At 72.3% G+C, this 14479-nt stretch carries 10 protein-coding genes; 5 read left to right on the top strand and 5 right to left on the bottom strand.

The genetic code is table 11. The features are described from left to right. Nucleotides 1-281 precede the first annotated feature (281 nt). Together OHT52_RS10320 and OHT52_RS10315 are read left to right on the top strand one after the other, a co-directional pair. A complete protein-coding gene (locus OHT52_RS10320; RefSeq protein ID WP_328719836.1) occupies nucleotides 282-635 on the top strand; it encodes a hypothetical protein in 354 nt (117 codons plus the stop codon). Nucleotides 636-731: 96 nt separating this feature from the next. Further along, nucleotides 732-1466: a hypothetical protein gene (locus OHT52_RS10315; protein WP_328719835.1), complete on the top strand. Its 735-nt coding sequence runs from the start codon at nucleotides 732-734 to the stop codon at nucleotides 1464-1466. A 68-nt stretch (nucleotides 1467-1534) separates the two neighbouring features. Here the strand turns inward: OHT52_RS10315 and OHT52_RS10310 are convergent, their stop codons facing one another. Further along, a complete protein-coding gene (locus OHT52_RS10310; protein WP_328719834.1) occupies nucleotides 1535-2698 on the bottom strand; it encodes a C40 family peptidase in 1164 nt (387 codons plus the stop codon). A gap of 406 nt (nucleotides 2699-3104) precedes the next feature. Here OHT52_RS10310 and pcrA point away from each other — a divergent pair, with 406 nt between their 5' ends. Further along, nucleotides 3105-5603, top strand: a complete 2499-nt coding sequence (gene pcrA, locus OHT52_RS10305; RefSeq protein ID WP_328719833.1) for a DNA helicase PcrA — start codon at nucleotides 3105-3107, stop codon at nucleotides 5601-5603. Between the two features lie 100 nt (nucleotides 5604-5703). Here pcrA and OHT52_RS10300 read toward each other — a convergent pair whose 3' ends face one another. Beyond that, on the bottom strand, nucleotides 5704-7614 hold the full coding sequence (locus OHT52_RS10300) for a M23 family metallopeptidase (RefSeq protein ID WP_328719832.1): 1911 nt from the start codon (nucleotides 7612-7614) through the stop codon (nucleotides 5704-5706). A gap of 291 nt (nucleotides 7615-7905) precedes the next feature. Between OHT52_RS10300 and OHT52_RS10295 the strand changes: the two genes are divergently transcribed. Beyond that, nucleotides 7906-8766, top strand: a complete 861-nt coding sequence (locus OHT52_RS10295) for a barstar family protein (RefSeq protein ID WP_328719831.1) — start codon at nucleotides 7906-7908, stop codon at nucleotides 8764-8766. Nucleotides 8767-8787: 21 nt separating this feature from the next. Here the strand turns inward: OHT52_RS10295 and OHT52_RS10290 are convergent, their stop codons facing one another. Next, complete coding sequence (locus OHT52_RS10290) at nucleotides 8788-9720, bottom strand: lipase family alpha/beta hydrolase (RefSeq protein WP_328719830.1); 933 nt, start codon at nucleotides 9718-9720, stop codon at nucleotides 8788-8790. A gap of 673 nt (nucleotides 9721-10393) precedes the next feature. Between OHT52_RS10290 and OHT52_RS10285 the strand changes: the two genes are divergently transcribed. Beyond that, nucleotides 10394-10807, top strand: a complete 414-nt coding sequence (locus tag OHT52_RS10285) for a cobalamin B12-binding domain-containing protein (protein ID WP_328719829.1) — start codon at nucleotides 10394-10396, stop codon at nucleotides 10805-10807. A gap of 642 nt (nucleotides 10808-11449) precedes the next feature. Here the strand turns inward: OHT52_RS10285 and OHT52_RS10280 are convergent. Together OHT52_RS10280 and OHT52_RS10275 are read right to left on the bottom strand one after the other, a co-directional pair. Then, a complete protein-coding gene (locus OHT52_RS10280; protein WP_328719828.1) occupies nucleotides 11450-13198 on the bottom strand; it encodes a DUF5691 domain-containing protein in 1749 nt (582 codons plus the stop codon). Nucleotides 13199-13357: 159 nt separating this feature from the next. Further along, nucleotides 13358-14410 carry an SWIM zinc finger family protein gene (locus OHT52_RS10275; RefSeq protein WP_328719827.1) on the bottom strand — a complete coding sequence of 351 codons (1053 nt, stop codon included), beginning with the start codon at nucleotides 14408-14410 and terminating at the stop codon, nucleotides 13358-13360. Between the last annotated feature and the right edge of the window lie 69 nt (nucleotides 14411-14479).

Raw genomic sequence — 14479 nt, 5'->3', positions numbered from 1 at the left:
GAGGGCGGGCACCACCGGGACCTTTCGGCCAGGCGACCGGTGCCACCCGTCAGGGGTGGCAAGGCGGGCCGGTCACCTGGGAGGGACGCTAACCCCGGGGCAGGCCCAGAAGGCGTCATGATCGGTATTGACCTTCGGTGACGTTTCGCCTTCGGAGTGTGACCGTGGTGGTGGAGGGTGACCCGGTCATATTCGTGCAGCTTCGGGAAAAGGCTGCCAGGGCACCGGGTAAGCCCCACCTGACCTCCGGGGGGTGGTACGGCCGTCGTTAGGCTGCCGGCATGTCTGTACTCATCCATGTCTTCGTCGCCCTGCACATCATCGGCATCGCCTCCCTGCTGGGCGGCTTCCTGACGCAGACGAAGGCGATGGGTGCCGGCACCGCCCGCTTCTCGCCCGCGATGCTGCACGGCGCGCTCACCATGCTCGTCACCGGCATCGCCCTCGTCGGCTTCCACCAGGCGGACGACAACCCGGTCAACAACGTCAAGATCGGCGTCAAACTGCTGATCCTCGTGGTGATCCTGGCCCTCATCTACCTCAAGCGCGACGAGGAGAAGGTCTCCAAGGGCGCCTTCGCCGCCGTGGGCGGTCTGACCCTCGCCAACATCTTCATCGCCACCCTCTGGACCTGATCCGGCCCGGACGGGCGGCGGCCCCGCCGCGCGCCCGTCGCCGCCGGCCGACCGGGCCGGGGCGGTATGTCAGTACGGGCCCGTAGGGTGCCCGGCATGCCCATACGACCCACGGGGCGCGCGGACGGGCCGTACGACGCCGCCTTCCTGCCGCGTCTCCGGATCGTCCTCGAAGCGCCCGAAGAGCCGGTCACCGATCCGGTGGCGAAGTTCGGCGGCGATCCGGTCTGGCTCTCCGAACCCGCCTGGCCGCTGGACCCGCACTCCGGGGTCCCCCTGGTGTTCGTCGGCCAGTTCCCCGTCCCCGGCGAAGAACTCCGCCTGGCCTACCTCTTCCTCGGCGAGGAGGACATGATCATGGGCGGGCTGGGGCCGGAGGACGGAGACGGCGTCCTCCTGGTCCAGCCCGACGGCCGCATACCCTCCTCCGCCGTGATCGGGCCGTCCGGAACGCGCGGCCGGACGCTCTGGCGCTGCGGGCCCGACGGGTCGAGGACCCCCGTCGAGTGGCGCGTCCATCTGCGTCCGGTGGAGCCGGAGGCGGACCGGTCCGCCCACGAGCAGGCCGCCTCCGAGCACGGCACGCGCCGTGAAGGCCCCGCCGTCGCACAGCCCGGCGACGACGACCTGAGCGACTACCTCGGCGGCACCGCCCGCTACCCGAACGCCTGGGCGCAGGTCGAAGCCCCCTGGCAGTTCCTCTTCCAGCTGAGCGACGCCCCCGACGAAGACGGGGACTACCCGTACTTCCTCAACTTCGGCTACGGCCACGGTTTCGCCTTCGTCAGCCCCGACCACCGCGAAGGGCGCTTCTACTGGGAATGCTCGTAGGCGCCCCACCACCCCGGCAACCCGAACGAGGCGGGCCGGGACGGCGGGGTGAAGGCGGTCCGGTCGGGTCAGCCCGGCCGGACGCTGCCGTAGATCGGCATGTAGTAGATCGACTCCTCGCGGACGTACGCACCCGGCTTCGGCGCGTGGACCATCATCCCGTCGCCCTGGTAGATGCCCACGTGGCTGATGTCGTCGTAGAAGAAGATCAGGTCTCCGGGCTGGAGGTCGGCGGTCGCGACCCGCGTCCCCACGTTGACCTGGTCCCAGGTGGTACGCGGCAGGTCCACGCCCGCCTCCCGCCAGGCCGCCTGGGTCAGACCGGAGCAGTCGTACGACGCCGGGCCGGTGGCGCCCCACACGTACGGCTTGCCGATCTGGGACTCGGCGAACGCCAGCGCCTGGGCGCCCTTGGTGGAAGCGGACGTGGTCGAGCCGGTCGTGGTCCCGGTGGACCCGGTGGTCGCGTCCGAGCCAGAGGCGGCGGCGTCGGCAGCGGCCTCGTCGGCCGCCGCCTTCGCCGCGGCTGCCTGCTCTGCGGCGAGCTTCTCCGCCTTCTTCTCCGCCTCGGCTTCCTTCTTCCGCTCCAGCTCGGCGAGGCGCGCCTTCTCCTCGGCGGTCAGCTTCGACAGCAGCGTGCGCGCCTCGGCCAGCTTGTTCTGCACGGTCTGCTTGCTGGTGCGCAGATCCTCCTGCGACTCCGTCAGCGCTTCCAGGCTCTTGGTGGCCTCGGTGCGCTTCTCGGCCGCCGCCAGCTGCTGGGTGCGGAAGTCGGAGACCGCCTTCTCCTGCTGCCCGCTGCGACGCTTCATCAGCTGGTCCTGGTCGAAGTACGACTGCGGGTCGTCCGCCAGGAAGAACGTCATCGAGGACGCCAGACCGCCGGTGCGGTACTGCGCCGCCGCGTAGTTCCCGAGCGCGCGCCGGGCCTCGTTGACCTTCTCCGCCCGCTGGGCCGCCTCCTCCAACAGGGCGTCCACCTTGTCCTGCTGCTCGGCGGTGGAGTCCTTGGCCCGGTTGTACTCCTGGGTCGCGGAGCCCGCCTGACGGTAGAGGTCGTCGACCTTCTTCCGTATCTCCTCGATGCTCGGCTTGGGAGCCGACGGCGCTGCCGTCGCGCTCTGTGTCGAGAGCAGCGTCACCGAGGCCAGCGCGACCGTGGTGAACCCCACAGCCGGTGACGTCACGCGCATCGGGGTGCGCGGCTTGCGATGCGATGCCAAGACCGGCATCTCCTTCCATGGACCGCCTGCCGAGTGGGGCCTTCGGGTTCGGGCGGAACGGAAGGCTGCCCTACGCCCCGTACCCGTATCGACGCGTACGACCCGATTCGCCCCGGTGGTGCGTGTGGGGCCCCGGTTCCGGACAGCCGTGGGCGGGCCGGATTCGGCGGGGGCGGCCCTGTGGCGCGGTTCGCCCGTCAGGGGATACGGGCCGCCCGGCTGAGCACGGTAACCAAGCCGCAGGGCGGCTGGGAAGAGCGATGTGCGATATGCCCGATACATTTTCGTGACCTCGGCCACGAGGGGATGTCCTTCAGCGCGCCGCGTACGGTCCTTGACACTCGGTGACCGTCGCCGTGGGGACTCTGTCAAGGCCGCCCGGACTGTCGGTCGGGGCATCTAAACTCGACAAGCGATGAGCAGCCTCTTTGACGACAGTTACCTGACCAACCTCCAGCCCGTGGAGGAGGGGCCCCCGCCGCCCCCGGAGGACCACGAGCCCGAGGAGGAGCCCGAGGGCCTCTTCGAAGGGCTCTTCGACGCGCCCCCGCCGCCCAGGGACGGGTACTACCGCGACGGCGCCCCGCGCCCGGTCATCGACTCCGCGGCGCTGCTCGACGGGCTCAACACCGAGCAGCGTGCCGCCGTGGTGCACGCCGGGTCCCCGCTGCTCATCGTCGCGGGCGCCGGCTCCGGCAAGACCCGGGTGCTCACCCACCGCATCGCCCACCTGCTGGCCGAGCGCGGCGTGCACCCCGGGCAGATCCTGGCGATCACCTTCACCAACAAGGCCGCCGGTGAGATGAAGGAGCGGGTCGAGCAGCTCGTCGGCCCCCGCGCCAACGCCATGTGGGTCATGACCTTCCACAGCGCGTGCGTGCGCATCCTGCGCCGCGAGTCGAAGCGACTCGGCTTCACCTCGTCGTTCTCCATCTACGACGCGGCCGACTCCAAGCGGCTGATGGCCCTGGTCTGCCGTGACCTGGACCTCGACCCCAAGCGCTACCCGCCGAAGTCCTTCACCGCCAAGGTCTCCAACCTCAAGAACGAGCTCATCGACGAGGAGACCTTCGCCGGGCAGGCCGCCGACGGCTTCGAGAAGACGCTCGCCCAGGCGTACGCGCTCTACCAGGCGCGGCTGCGCGAGGCCAACGCCCTCGACTTCGATGACATCATCATGACGACGGTCCACCTGCTCCAGGCGTTCCCCGACGTCGCCGAGCACTACCGCCGCCGCTTCCGGCACGTCCTGGTCGACGAGTACCAGGACACCAACCACGCCCAGTACACCCTGGTGCGCGAGCTGGTCGGACCGGCGGGCGAGCACGACGCACCGGGCGAACTCTGCGTCGTCGGTGACGCGGACCAGTCGATCTACGCCTTCCGCGGCGCGACGATCCGCAACATCCTCCAGTTCGAGGAGGACTACCCGGACGCCACCACGATCCTCCTGGAGCAGAACTACCGCTCCACCCAGACGATCCTCTCGGCCGCCAACGCGGTCATCGAGCGCAACGAGAGCCGCCGCCCGAAGAACCTCTGGACCAACGCCGGAACCGGCACCCGCATCGCCGGGTACGTCGCCGACACCGAGCACGACGAGGCGCAGTTCGTCGCCGACGAGATCGACCGGCTCACCGACGCGGGCGACGCCAAGGCCGGCGACGTCGCGGTGTTCTACCGCACCAACGCCCAGTCCCGTGTCTTTGAAGAGATCTTCATCCGCGTCGGCCTGCCCTACAAGGTCGTCGGCGGCGTCCGCTTCTACGAGCGCAAGGAGGTCCGGGACATCCTGGCCTACCTCCGGGTGCTCGCCAACCCCGAGGACTCCGTCCCGCTGCGCCGCATCCTCAACGTGCCCAAGCGCGGCATCGGCGACCGCGCCGAGGCGATGATCGACGCTCTCTCGCAGCGCGAGAAGATCTCCTTCGCGCAGGCGCTGCGCCGTGTCGACGAGGCGTACGGCATGGCGGCCCGCTCCACGAACGCGGTGAAGCGGTTCAACACGCTGATGGAGGAGCTGCGCACCGTCGTGGAGTCCGGCGCGGGCCCCGCGGTCGTGCTGGAAGCCGTCATGGAGCGCACCGGCTACCTCGCCGAACTCCAGGCGTCCACCGACCCGCAGGACGAGACCCGCGTCGAGAACCTCCAGGAACTCGCCGCCGTCGCCCTGGAGTTCGAGCAGGACCAGGCCCGCGCGGTGGCGGAACCGGGCGCCACCGGTGACGCCGGCGCCGACGCCGGCACGGAGGAGGAGGCCGGACCGTCCGGGACGCTCGCGGAGTTCCTGGAGAAGGTGGCCCTGGTCGCCGACTCCGACCAGATCCCCGACGAGGACGAGGACGGCTCCGGCGTCATCACGCTGATGACGCTGCACACCGCCAAGGGCCTGGAGTTCCCGGTCGTCTTCCTCACCGGCATGGAGGACGGCGTCTTCCCGCACATGCGGGCGCTCGGCCAGGTCAAGGAGCTGGAGGAGGAGCGCCGTCTCGCGTACGTCGGGATCACCCGCGCCCGCGAACGCCTCTACCTCACCCGCGCCTCCATGCGGAGCGCCTGGGGCCAGCCCTCGTACAACCCGCCGTCGCGGTTCCTGGAGGAGATCCCGGACCAGCACCTGGAGTGGAAGCGGAAGGGGCCGATGGCGGCCTCGGCCGGACCCACCTCGGGGATCACCTCGTCCCTCTCCTCCTCCCGCGCCCGCTCCGGCCCCTCCGGCTTCGCCACCCGCCGCACCGGCGACAAGCCGGTGGTCACGCTGGCGGTCGGCGACCGGGTCACGCACGACCAGTTCGGACTCGGCACGGTGACCGCCGTGGACGGCTTCGGCGACCAGGCGAAGGCCACCGTCGACTTCGGCGACGAGCGGCCCAAGAAGCTGCTGCTGCGGTACGCCCCCGTCGAGAAGTTGTAGACGAGCACCGGGAAGCCGCGGCGAGCCGCTCCCGCCGGAGCGCGGACGTACGGAAGGGCCGGGTCGCCACGACCCGGCCCTTCCGTCGATTCCCGCGCTTCTACTGCGGGTCGAGTCCGTGGCTCGCCAGCCAGGGCAGCGGATTGATCGCGGCACCGCCGCCGGGGCGCACCTCGAAGTGCAGGTGCGGACCGGTGGAGTTGCCGGAGCTTCCGGAGTACGCGATCACGTCGCCGGCCTTCACCGAACCCGAGCGGATCTTGGTGCTGCTCAGGTGGCAGTACCAGGTCTCGGTGCCGTCCTCCGTGGTCACGATCGCCATGTTGCCGTAGGCGCTGTTCCACTGGGTGCGGACGGTGCCGTCGGTCGCGGCCATCACCGGAGTCCCGTACTGCACGGGGAAGTCGATGCCGGTGTGCACGGACATCCAGTTGACCCCGGCCTGGCCGAAGTAGGCGCTGAGCCCGTGCTGGGCCACCGGCAGAAGGTACTTGGGGCGGGCGGCCTCCTTGCGGGCGGCCTCCTCCTCCCGCTTCTTCTTCTCGGCGGCCTGCCGCTCCTTGAGGTCGATGCGCTCCTGCGTACGGCTGGCCCGGTCCCGGAAGTCCTCGCCGGCCGCGCTGACCCCCGCGAGCTGGGTGTCCAGCTTGGTGTTGGACGCGAGCGCCTTGACGCCGGCCGTGTCGGCGGCGGCCATCGTCGTGGCGTCGTCCTTGGTCTCGTCCGCACGCCCGAGCCCACCCACCGAAGCCGCCGCGATCCCCGCGACACCCATCACGCACGCGGACGGCACCGCGATCGTCAGCAGCGCGGACCGCTTGGCGGGCGTACGGCGGCGGGCACGGTTGCGGGCGGCGGACCGGCCCTCGGACCGCCCTTCGGGCCCGCCCTCGGACCGGACGGCGGGCTGGTACGGGTCGGGCCAGGTGTCCGGGAGGCCGGACGGGTCCTCGGACTCCGGCTCGGGGGCGAGGACCTGCGCGGAGTCGGGCGCGTCCGCCCCGCCCGTCGCGTCGTCGGGCCCCGCGTGTTCGGAGGCCTGGTGTTCCGTGCCCTGGTGTTCGGAGATCTGGTGTTCGGGTGTCGCCTCGTGCCGCGCGGCGGACGGGTAGGACATCTGTTCCGGGACGTACGCGGTCGCCCCGGGCGTGGCGTCGAGGTCCGACGCGGTGTTCCAGGCGGTCGCGTCGTAGGCGCCGGTGTCGTACGCGCCCGTGGCGAAGGCGGTGGGCGCGTGGACCGGGATGCCGGAGGCGGGGGTGTCGTAACCGGGGGTGTCGTAACCCGGGCTGTCGTAGCCGGGGGTGGCGCCGTAGCCGCCCGCCGCTTCGAAGACACCGGTGGTGTCGTAGTGCCCGGTGTCGTAGGCCCCGGTGTGGTGGGCGCCGGTGGGGCGGGCCCCGGTCTCGTAGGTGCCGGTCTCGTAGGCGCCGGTCGCGTAGGCGGTGGGTCCGTAGTGCGGGGCGCCGGCCTCGTGGGCGGGGGTGGCCGCCGCGTACCCCGCGGTGTCGTACCCGTCGTGGGCCTCGTACGCGCCGTTGGCCGGTGCGGCGGCCTGGTAGGTCCCCGTCTCGTACAGGGCCGACTCGAAGGTGGTGGTGGGGAAGGCGCCGGTGTCGGTGAAGGACCACTGCCCGGTCGTCGTGCGGGTCGCGTCCTGTTGCCAGGCGCTGGAGTCCCACTGCCCGGTCCCGTCGGGCGTGCCGACCGGCCAACTGCCGGTGGTGTCGTAGGAGTGCTGGTGCGTGGCCTGGTGGGGCTCCGCCGCGTAACCGCTGTAGGTGCTCCCGTTCTCCCAGGAGGAGCCGGCGGCGTAGGTGGTGTCCTGACCGGGATACGTGTCGTGGTGGGCGGCGGCCGTGGGGCCCGCCGCGAAGTCGCTGTCGTATCCGGAACCGGGAGCGACGCCGTGCTCACCGGGAAGCGTCCCGTAGAGCGGACCGGCGGGGTGGCTGCCGGTCTGTGACGTGTCGTATCCGGCGTACCCGGCGTGGGTGTGCTGGTCGTTCACCAACTTCTCTCTCGCCTCGGCAGCAGGACCAGTCCGGAGTTCAGTGGGGTGAGCCCCGGGAAGCAGTGGCCGCGACTGTACCTGTCGCTGAGTGACGGCCACAATCTTCGGAAGCGTTTGGTCTTGCGGGAAGCGGGCATTCGAGCGCCTTTCGGCGCAGCCGAGACCTGTTGTTGGCGTTACGTTCGAGGAATCCGTTCTGATTTCCACCGTGCGTGATGACGGAACGTAGTCATGACGGTTGACGTCATGGAAGATCGGTGTCCGAACGCGTTCGGAGGGGGAGATTCGGTGGACGAGGCGATCAGGGGTGGCGAGGGCTGGGGATACGCCCTCCGGTCCGACGAGGACGAGACCGACTTCTGGGGTCTCGCGCGCGGCGCGGAGGGACTGTTCACGCTGGTCGACGGGGGCGGGGAGATCGGTGAGGGGGGCGCCGCCGAGAAAGCCCCCGACGCCGGGCAACGCCGGGTGCTCCTCACCGGCTTTCGTCCCGAGGGCGGCCTGCTGAAGGCGGTCGGCCACATCGGCGGCCGACGCGCCGAGGCGGGGAACGCCTGGATCGACGTGCTCGACCCGGACGGTGCCCCGATGGGTTCCTACTTCGTCAACGGGGTGGCTGCCGCTGACGTCCGGCCATCCGCCCACGGGACCGGGTTGGTCGACCTCACGGTCGACCTGTGGTGCGAGGCGGCCGAGCCCGGCTCGGACGCCGTGTGGGACCTGGCCCGGGCCGGGGGGCCGGACCGTACGGGACTGTGGCGCGGACTCTCCGGTGACGAGCAATGGGCCTGGTTGTCGGTGGCGTTGAACTCCCACGAGTACCGCCGCCGAGGCAAGCCCGAAGCGCCTGCGGAGCGGACGGTAACCCTGGACGGCCGTTACGTCGTCGACCGGAACAGCTTCTGGTGCGCCATCGGTGAAGCCGTCAACGGGCCGCTGGGCTATTTCGGTTGGAACCTGGACGCCCTGAACGACTGCCTGTACGGCGGCTGGGGTACCGCCTGCGGATTCACTCTCGAGTGGACGGATTCCGTCGAAGCACGGGCGCGGTTGGCGGGGCCGGGGCCATCGAGTGACGGGGGGGCTCCGTTCTTCGACGTACTCATGGAGATCTTCGAGGAAAGGCGCGTCACCGTGGTGCTGAAGTGACGGCGGCCCGTCCCGGCCTCCTCAGGCCACGGTGGTGCCGCCCGTGAAGCTGGTTCCGGCGCATGGCTGACCGGCTGGGCTCGTGGTGTCGGGCAGGGTGGCGCCTGCCGGTGCGTCCAGTACCTGGCGGATGCGGGCGGCGACGGCCGGGTGCACGGGGAGCGCGAGGTGACCGATGCCCGTGACCCGAATGTTCTCCGCGTCGAGGTCCGGGTGGTCGACGCGCGCGGTGCTCACGGGGACCATCACCCGGTCCAGCTCGCTCCAGAAGGCGGCGAAGTGCGTCCGGCACCCGGGCGCCGGGGTGCGCAGCTCCTCGATGAAGTCGGAGCCCGCGCGCATCTGCCGCACGATCGGGTGGGCGCTCGCCAGGGGGGCGACGGCGGTGCCGCCGTGCGGGGTGCCGAGGGTGACCAGGACGCGTACCCGATGGTCACCGCCGAGGCACTGTACGTAGTACCGGGCGATCAGGCCGCCCAGGCTGTGCCCGACGATGTCCACCCGTTGGTGGCCGGTGCGCTCGCAGATCTCCTCGACGTGCCGCCCCAGCAGTTCGGCGGCCGTACGGATGTCGCAGGTCAGCGGGGAGTAGTTGAGCGATTCCAGATGGCCCCTGCCGTGCCGGGCGAGGGAACGGCGGAGCAGGACGAAAACCGAGCGGTTGTCGATGAACCCGTGCAGCAGAACCACCGGCGGACGGTCGTCCCCCTGGGCCGGGGGCAGCGCGGCGACGTCCGAGGGCAGCGTGTCGAGGTCCTGCTCGATCCCGGGGGTGGCTTTACGGCGCTCCGGGGTGAGGCCGGTCGGGTAGAACAGCACGTGTCCGGCGAGGATCGCCAGATCCAGCGCGGTAGCCCTGAGCAGCGCGGACGAGGTGCGCAGGCCCTGCGGTGACGGCAGGCGCGACAGGCGTGGCAGACGCGGCAGCAGGGTGAGCAACGACAGCAGATTCATGGCCGACCTCCTGCACCGGCACGCGCGAACGGCTTCGGTCCCGCGCGCCTTCAGGGGGTGCCGTGGCGAGGTCGCGACCGGCCCGGTCGGCCGCCGACGGAAGCTCGCGCCGGTCGGACCGCTCTTCCGGTGCCCGGATCACCTGGCGGAGGTCCGGGTGGCCGTCCGTTCTGCTCGTCGCTCCGGCGGCCGCGCCGGTGCGGAGCGGGTCCCGGCGGCCGGGATCTCCGGCGTGCCGGGCGTCCGGTTCCTCGGTGGCCTTGGTCGACGGCCGAGGGACCGGACGTTCGCGGGGGCCGCACCTCCGCGCCGTGCGGCTGACGGCGCGGGTGCGCGGCGACCTCTGGCGGCTCCCCTCACGGCCGTCCCCAGGTGGCGGGTGTGCGCCACTCGGTGTAGGGGGCGGACGTACGGCGAACATGTCCCACAAGGAGATTTCCCCCCTCATGTCCTTCACGAAACAGCACGCGACGGGGAAGGATGTCGAGGATAACGTTCGTTCACATCCGCGGGCCGTCGGCGCGAGGGACAGTGCGAAGCTGCGTGAGCTGCGGGAGTCGGTGCGGGCACCGCCTCGGATACGGCGCGGAACGGCGCAGTACGCGGGGCAGTACGCGGGAACGCGGCGCGGGACGGCGCGACCGGTGGTGCGGGAGACCAGGTGGAGGCAGTGATGGGTTTGTCCGGTCCGATTCGTGTGGTGGTGGCCAAACCGGGGCTCGACGGCCATGACCGGGGGGCCAAGGTGATCGCGCGGGCACTGCGGGACGCCGGCATGGAGGTCATCTACACCGGTCTCCACCAGACCCCCGAACAGATCGTGGACACCGCCATCCAGGAGGACGCCGACGCGATCGGCCTCTCGATCCTCTCCGGCGCCCACAACACGTTGTTCGCCAAGGTGATCGAACTGCTGAAGCAGCGGGAGGCCGAGGACATCAAGGTCTTCGGCGGCGGGATCATCCCGGAGGAGGACATCCCGCCGCTCAAGGAGCTCGGGGTGGCCGCGATCTTCACCCCGGGCGCGACCACCACCGCGATCGTCGACTGGGTCAACGCGAACGTCCGGCACCCCGCGGACGCCTGATACGGGCGGTACCGGGCACCCGGCGCGGGCGGTACCGGAACCCGGCGCGGGCGGTACCGGAACCCGGCACGGGCGGGCCCGGCACCCGGCACGGGCGGGCCCGGCACCCGGCGCGCGCGCCCCGGCGCCCGGGCGGGCGGCACCGGAACAGGCGCCGGTACCGGCACCTGACGGGTCCCGGGCTTCGAACGCCCGCATGCGCACCGCGGCCCGCATGTGGGCCGCGGCACCTCTGCGTACGCGTAGGCGCCCGCGGCCCGCGGCCCGTGCGCGTCCGGCGTCTGACGCGGACGCGGCCCTGCGCCTGAGGCTGCCGGGCACCCGGGCCTCATGCGTCGGTGCGGGGCGACCTCGGTGGCTCGCCCGCTGTGTCCGGCTCCCGCGCAGGTTTCCCGCCGGACTCCCGTTGGGCCCTGCCCCGGAGTTGCGCGCCAGTCCTCCGCGCCAGTCCTCCGCGCCAGTCCTCCGCGCCAGAGCCTCCCCGGTGGCTGTCGGCCGTCCTGTACGTCGGCCGACCCGGTGGGGTCGCCGCCTCGGCCGGGTGCCGGGGCTGGTGCGGGGGCTGGTGCGGGGGCTGGTGCGGCCGGGCGCCCGTGGCCGCCGACGGCCGACCACCCCGACGACCGGCCCTCCCTCCGGGCGTCAGGGGCCGGTGGCCTCCAGCTCGGCTTCCATGGCCGCTCGCAGCCGGAGCGTGGAGACCAGCCTCTGAAAGGCCTCCGACCAGTAGCCGCCCGCCCCGGGTGAGGCGTCCTCGCGTTCGTCCTCCGTCGTGGTGAGGACCTCCAGCCGGTCGGCCTCACCGGGGTCGAGGCAGCGTTCGGCCAGGCCCATGACTCCGCTGAAGCTCCAGGGGTAACTGCCCGCCTCCCGGGCGATGTCGAGCGCGTCGACGACCGCGCGCCCGAGCGGTGCCGCCCAGGGCACGGCGCACACGCCCAGCAGCTGGAACGCCTCGGAGAGGCCGTGGGACGCTATGAACTCGGCCGCCCAGGAGGCGCGTTCCTCCCGGGGGAGGGTGGCGAGGAGCTTGGACCGCTCGGCCGGCGAGTCCGTCCCCGTGGTGTCGGAGGGGGGCGCGGTGGGAACGCCGAGCAGTGCCCGCGCCCATTCCTGGTCCCGCTGCCGTACGGCGGCGCGGCACCAGGCGGCGTGCAGATCGGCGGCCCAGTCGTCGGCCACCGGCAACCCGACCACCTCCCGCGCCGTGCGTCCCCCGAGCTTCGCGGACCAGATGGCGAGGGGCGTCGATTCGACCAACTGCCCGAACCACCAGGAGCGTTCACCCTTCCCTGTCGGTGGTACGGCCACCACGCCGTCCCGTTGCATCGCGGCGTCGCACTCGTACGGTGCCTCGATGACCAGGGAGGGTCCGCCGGGGTTCGGCGAGAGGCCGCCACACCTGCGGTCCAGGCCGACGCAGGAGACCGCGCGGGCGGCCATCCGACGGCCGAACGCCGTGTCGGGCAGGGTGGAGAGGAGCTCGGCGGCGGTGGCCCGGACGTTGCGACTGCGATCCCCGAGCGCCTCCTCCAGGAAGTCCTCGTCCGCTCCGGAGAGCTTGGCGCGGAGGGTGTCCAGGAACATCAGCCGGTCCTCGGCGCGCTCGGTGGACCAGGTGCCGGCGAGCAGGTCCCGGGCCGCGTCCGGATCACGGAGCCGTACAGCACTGAGCAGCGCGATCCGCTCGGTGAACAGCCCCTCCTCCCACAGCGCGTGCACCGCGTCCGGGTCGGCACCGCCGCCGGGCCCGCCCCGGAGGGCGGCCTGCGGGGCGCCGTCGCGCAGGGCGAACCGCCAGTCCGGGTTCTGGCCGGCCAGCCAGCGGCCACGCGGGCCGGCGAAGACCAGTGCGTGCGGACGCAGGTCGGTACGGGCGCGCGCCGCGTCCAGCAAGGGCGGGAGCAGGGCCGCGGGGGCGCGGTAGCCGTGGCGGTTGGCGGCGGCCAGCCACTGCGGGATCAGTTCCGTCAGATCGGGGGCCGTGCCGCGCCGGCCGCCGGGAGAACCGCCTGTCCGGTCCGCGAGGAGCTGTGCGAGTCGGCGGTGGGCCGCCGGGGGCAGCGGTGGACGGGGGTCCTCGGGGGCCCGGTCGGGGAGCGTCCCGGCCGTCGCGGGGCACAGGCCCGCCCGGCGGCGCACGGCGTGCACCGCCGCCGCGTCCAGCAGGACGGTCGGACCCCAGGGCGTGCCGTCCCGGGCGTGAGCGGGGCGGCGGTCCGTACCGAGAAGGGCCCGGGTGACCAGTTCGTTCCACTGCTCGGTCCACTGCTCGGTCCGCGGCGGAGGGCCGGCCGGGTGCCGTGCGTCCGTGGGGTCCGGAGCGGTGGCCCGGGGGTGGTCGTGATCCGGGCAGCCGGGCCCGGAAGTCGGCGAGTTCGTTGCGGACATGGGTTCACCTCCGGCAGGCGGGGACGCGTACAGGTGGGGCGGGACGGGGAGCTCGGCGACGGAGAGGGCCCGGGCGGACCCTCCGGACTGTCGCGCGTCGGCGTCGGTGCCGATCAGTTTCAGTTCAGATCAGTTCAGATCAGGTCGGTTCAGGTCAGGTCAGGTCAGGACCACGGTCTCGACCGGACCGGCTCCCTCTCGCCGGTCGGCGCCGTCGTCCTCACCGGCGGACCAGGCCGTCAGCGGGGCGAAACCGCGCGGGCCCAGTTCGCCGAAGACCGTGACCGGGCTGCCGCCCGACAGCGCGCCCAGCCGCCAGAGCCCCGGCCTGGAGCGTGGGTCCCCCGCTATCGGCAGGGCGGCCCCGGTCCCCTCGTCGGCGAGCTGCCAGCGGCCGGCGGAGGGGATGGGTATCACCGCCTCCAGCACCACCGGCTGCCTCTGCGACCAAGGGTCCTCGCCCAGCGCGCGGCCGTACCCGGCGAGGGCCTCGGCGGGGGAGACGCCCACCGGGGGTGCGGGGGCGGGCTCCGGGGCGCCGAACACCGGTCCCAGCTCGGCACGGCGGCCCGCTCCCGGGTGCGGCGTCAACTCCGCCTCCAGGACCGCGCCCACCGGAAGGGATCGTTCCGGGGCGCGGCCCCCCGATCCGTAGGAGAGCAGCACCACCGTGCGGCCCGACCCTGCTCCGTGCAGCCAGACACGGCGGGTGACGATCTTGCCGTCCGGGACGTCGTACTGGGCGAGCACCTGCCAGCGGTCGCGCACCGCCGGGCCGACCGGCGCGGACGGCAGCCCCACCCGGGTGCGGACCGTCGCCAGCAGGGGTTCGGGCAGCCGATCTCGGTGCAGCCATGCGGTGTTGAGCAGATGCAGCAGTCCGCACTCCTCCAGCATGCGCACCGGCCACCCCGGACCGGAGGATGGCAACGCACCCAACTCCCGCACCCGTGCGGCGAGTCCAGGGGCCTGGGAATCGACCATCCGGGCGGCGGTCTCCTCCCAGTGGTCGCCACCGGACTGCCCCGCCGCCGCGAGGCCGGAGCGCAGGAGGTCGGCGAGACGCTCTTCCAACTCCCGTGCCCCATCGGTGATCCGGGCGGCCCTGCGCTCGGCCCGCTTGCGCGCCGCCTCGGCGTCGGCCGGGACGGCAGGTGCGCGCCCCACCGGATCGGTGGTCCGCGCGGACTCTCCCTCATGAGACAGCAGCATGGTGTCGACGTTAAGGCCCCCCACTGACAATCGCGCTGAGCTGCGGTGACGGTGAGTGAAGGGCTGATT

It is taken from the genome of Streptomyces sp. NBC_00247 (assembly GCF_036188265.1).
Classification (GTDB): Bacteria; Actinomycetota; Actinomycetes; order Streptomycetales; family Streptomycetaceae; genus Streptomyces.
The sequence above is the reverse complement of the archived record's forward strand: the minus strand, read 5'-3'. Positions and strand labels throughout refer to the sequence as shown.

Bases quoted from the DNA above. Each gene is read 5' to 3' on its own strand.
- OHT52_RS10320 (WP_328719836.1), top strand. From the start codon at position 282: ATGTCTGTACTCATCCATGTCTTCGTCGCCCTGCACATCATCGGCATC.
- OHT52_RS10315 (WP_328719835.1), top strand. From the start codon at position 732: ATGCCCATACGACCCACGGGGCGCGCGGACGGGCCGTACGACGCCGCC.
- OHT52_RS10310 (WP_328719834.1), bottom strand. From the start codon at position 2,698: ATGCCGGTCTTGGCATCGCATCGCAAGCCGCGCACCCCGATGCGCGTG.
- pcrA (WP_328719833.1), top strand. From the start codon at position 3,105: ATGAGCAGCCTCTTTGACGACAGTTACCTGACCAACCTCCAGCCCGTG.
- OHT52_RS10290 (WP_328719830.1), bottom strand. From the start codon at position 9,720: ATGAATCTGCTGTCGTTGCTCACCCTGCTGCCGCGTCTGCCACGCCTG.
- OHT52_RS10285 (WP_328719829.1), top strand. From the start codon at position 10,394: ATGGGTTTGTCCGGTCCGATTCGTGTGGTGGTGGCCAAACCGGGGCTC.
- OHT52_RS10280 (WP_328719828.1), bottom strand. From the start codon at position 13,198: ATGTCCGCAACGAACTCGCCGACTTCCGGGCCCGGCTGCCCGGATCAC.
- OHT52_RS10275 (WP_328719827.1), bottom strand. From the start codon at position 14,410: ATGCTGCTGTCTCATGAGGGAGAGTCCGCGCGGACCACCGATCCGGTG.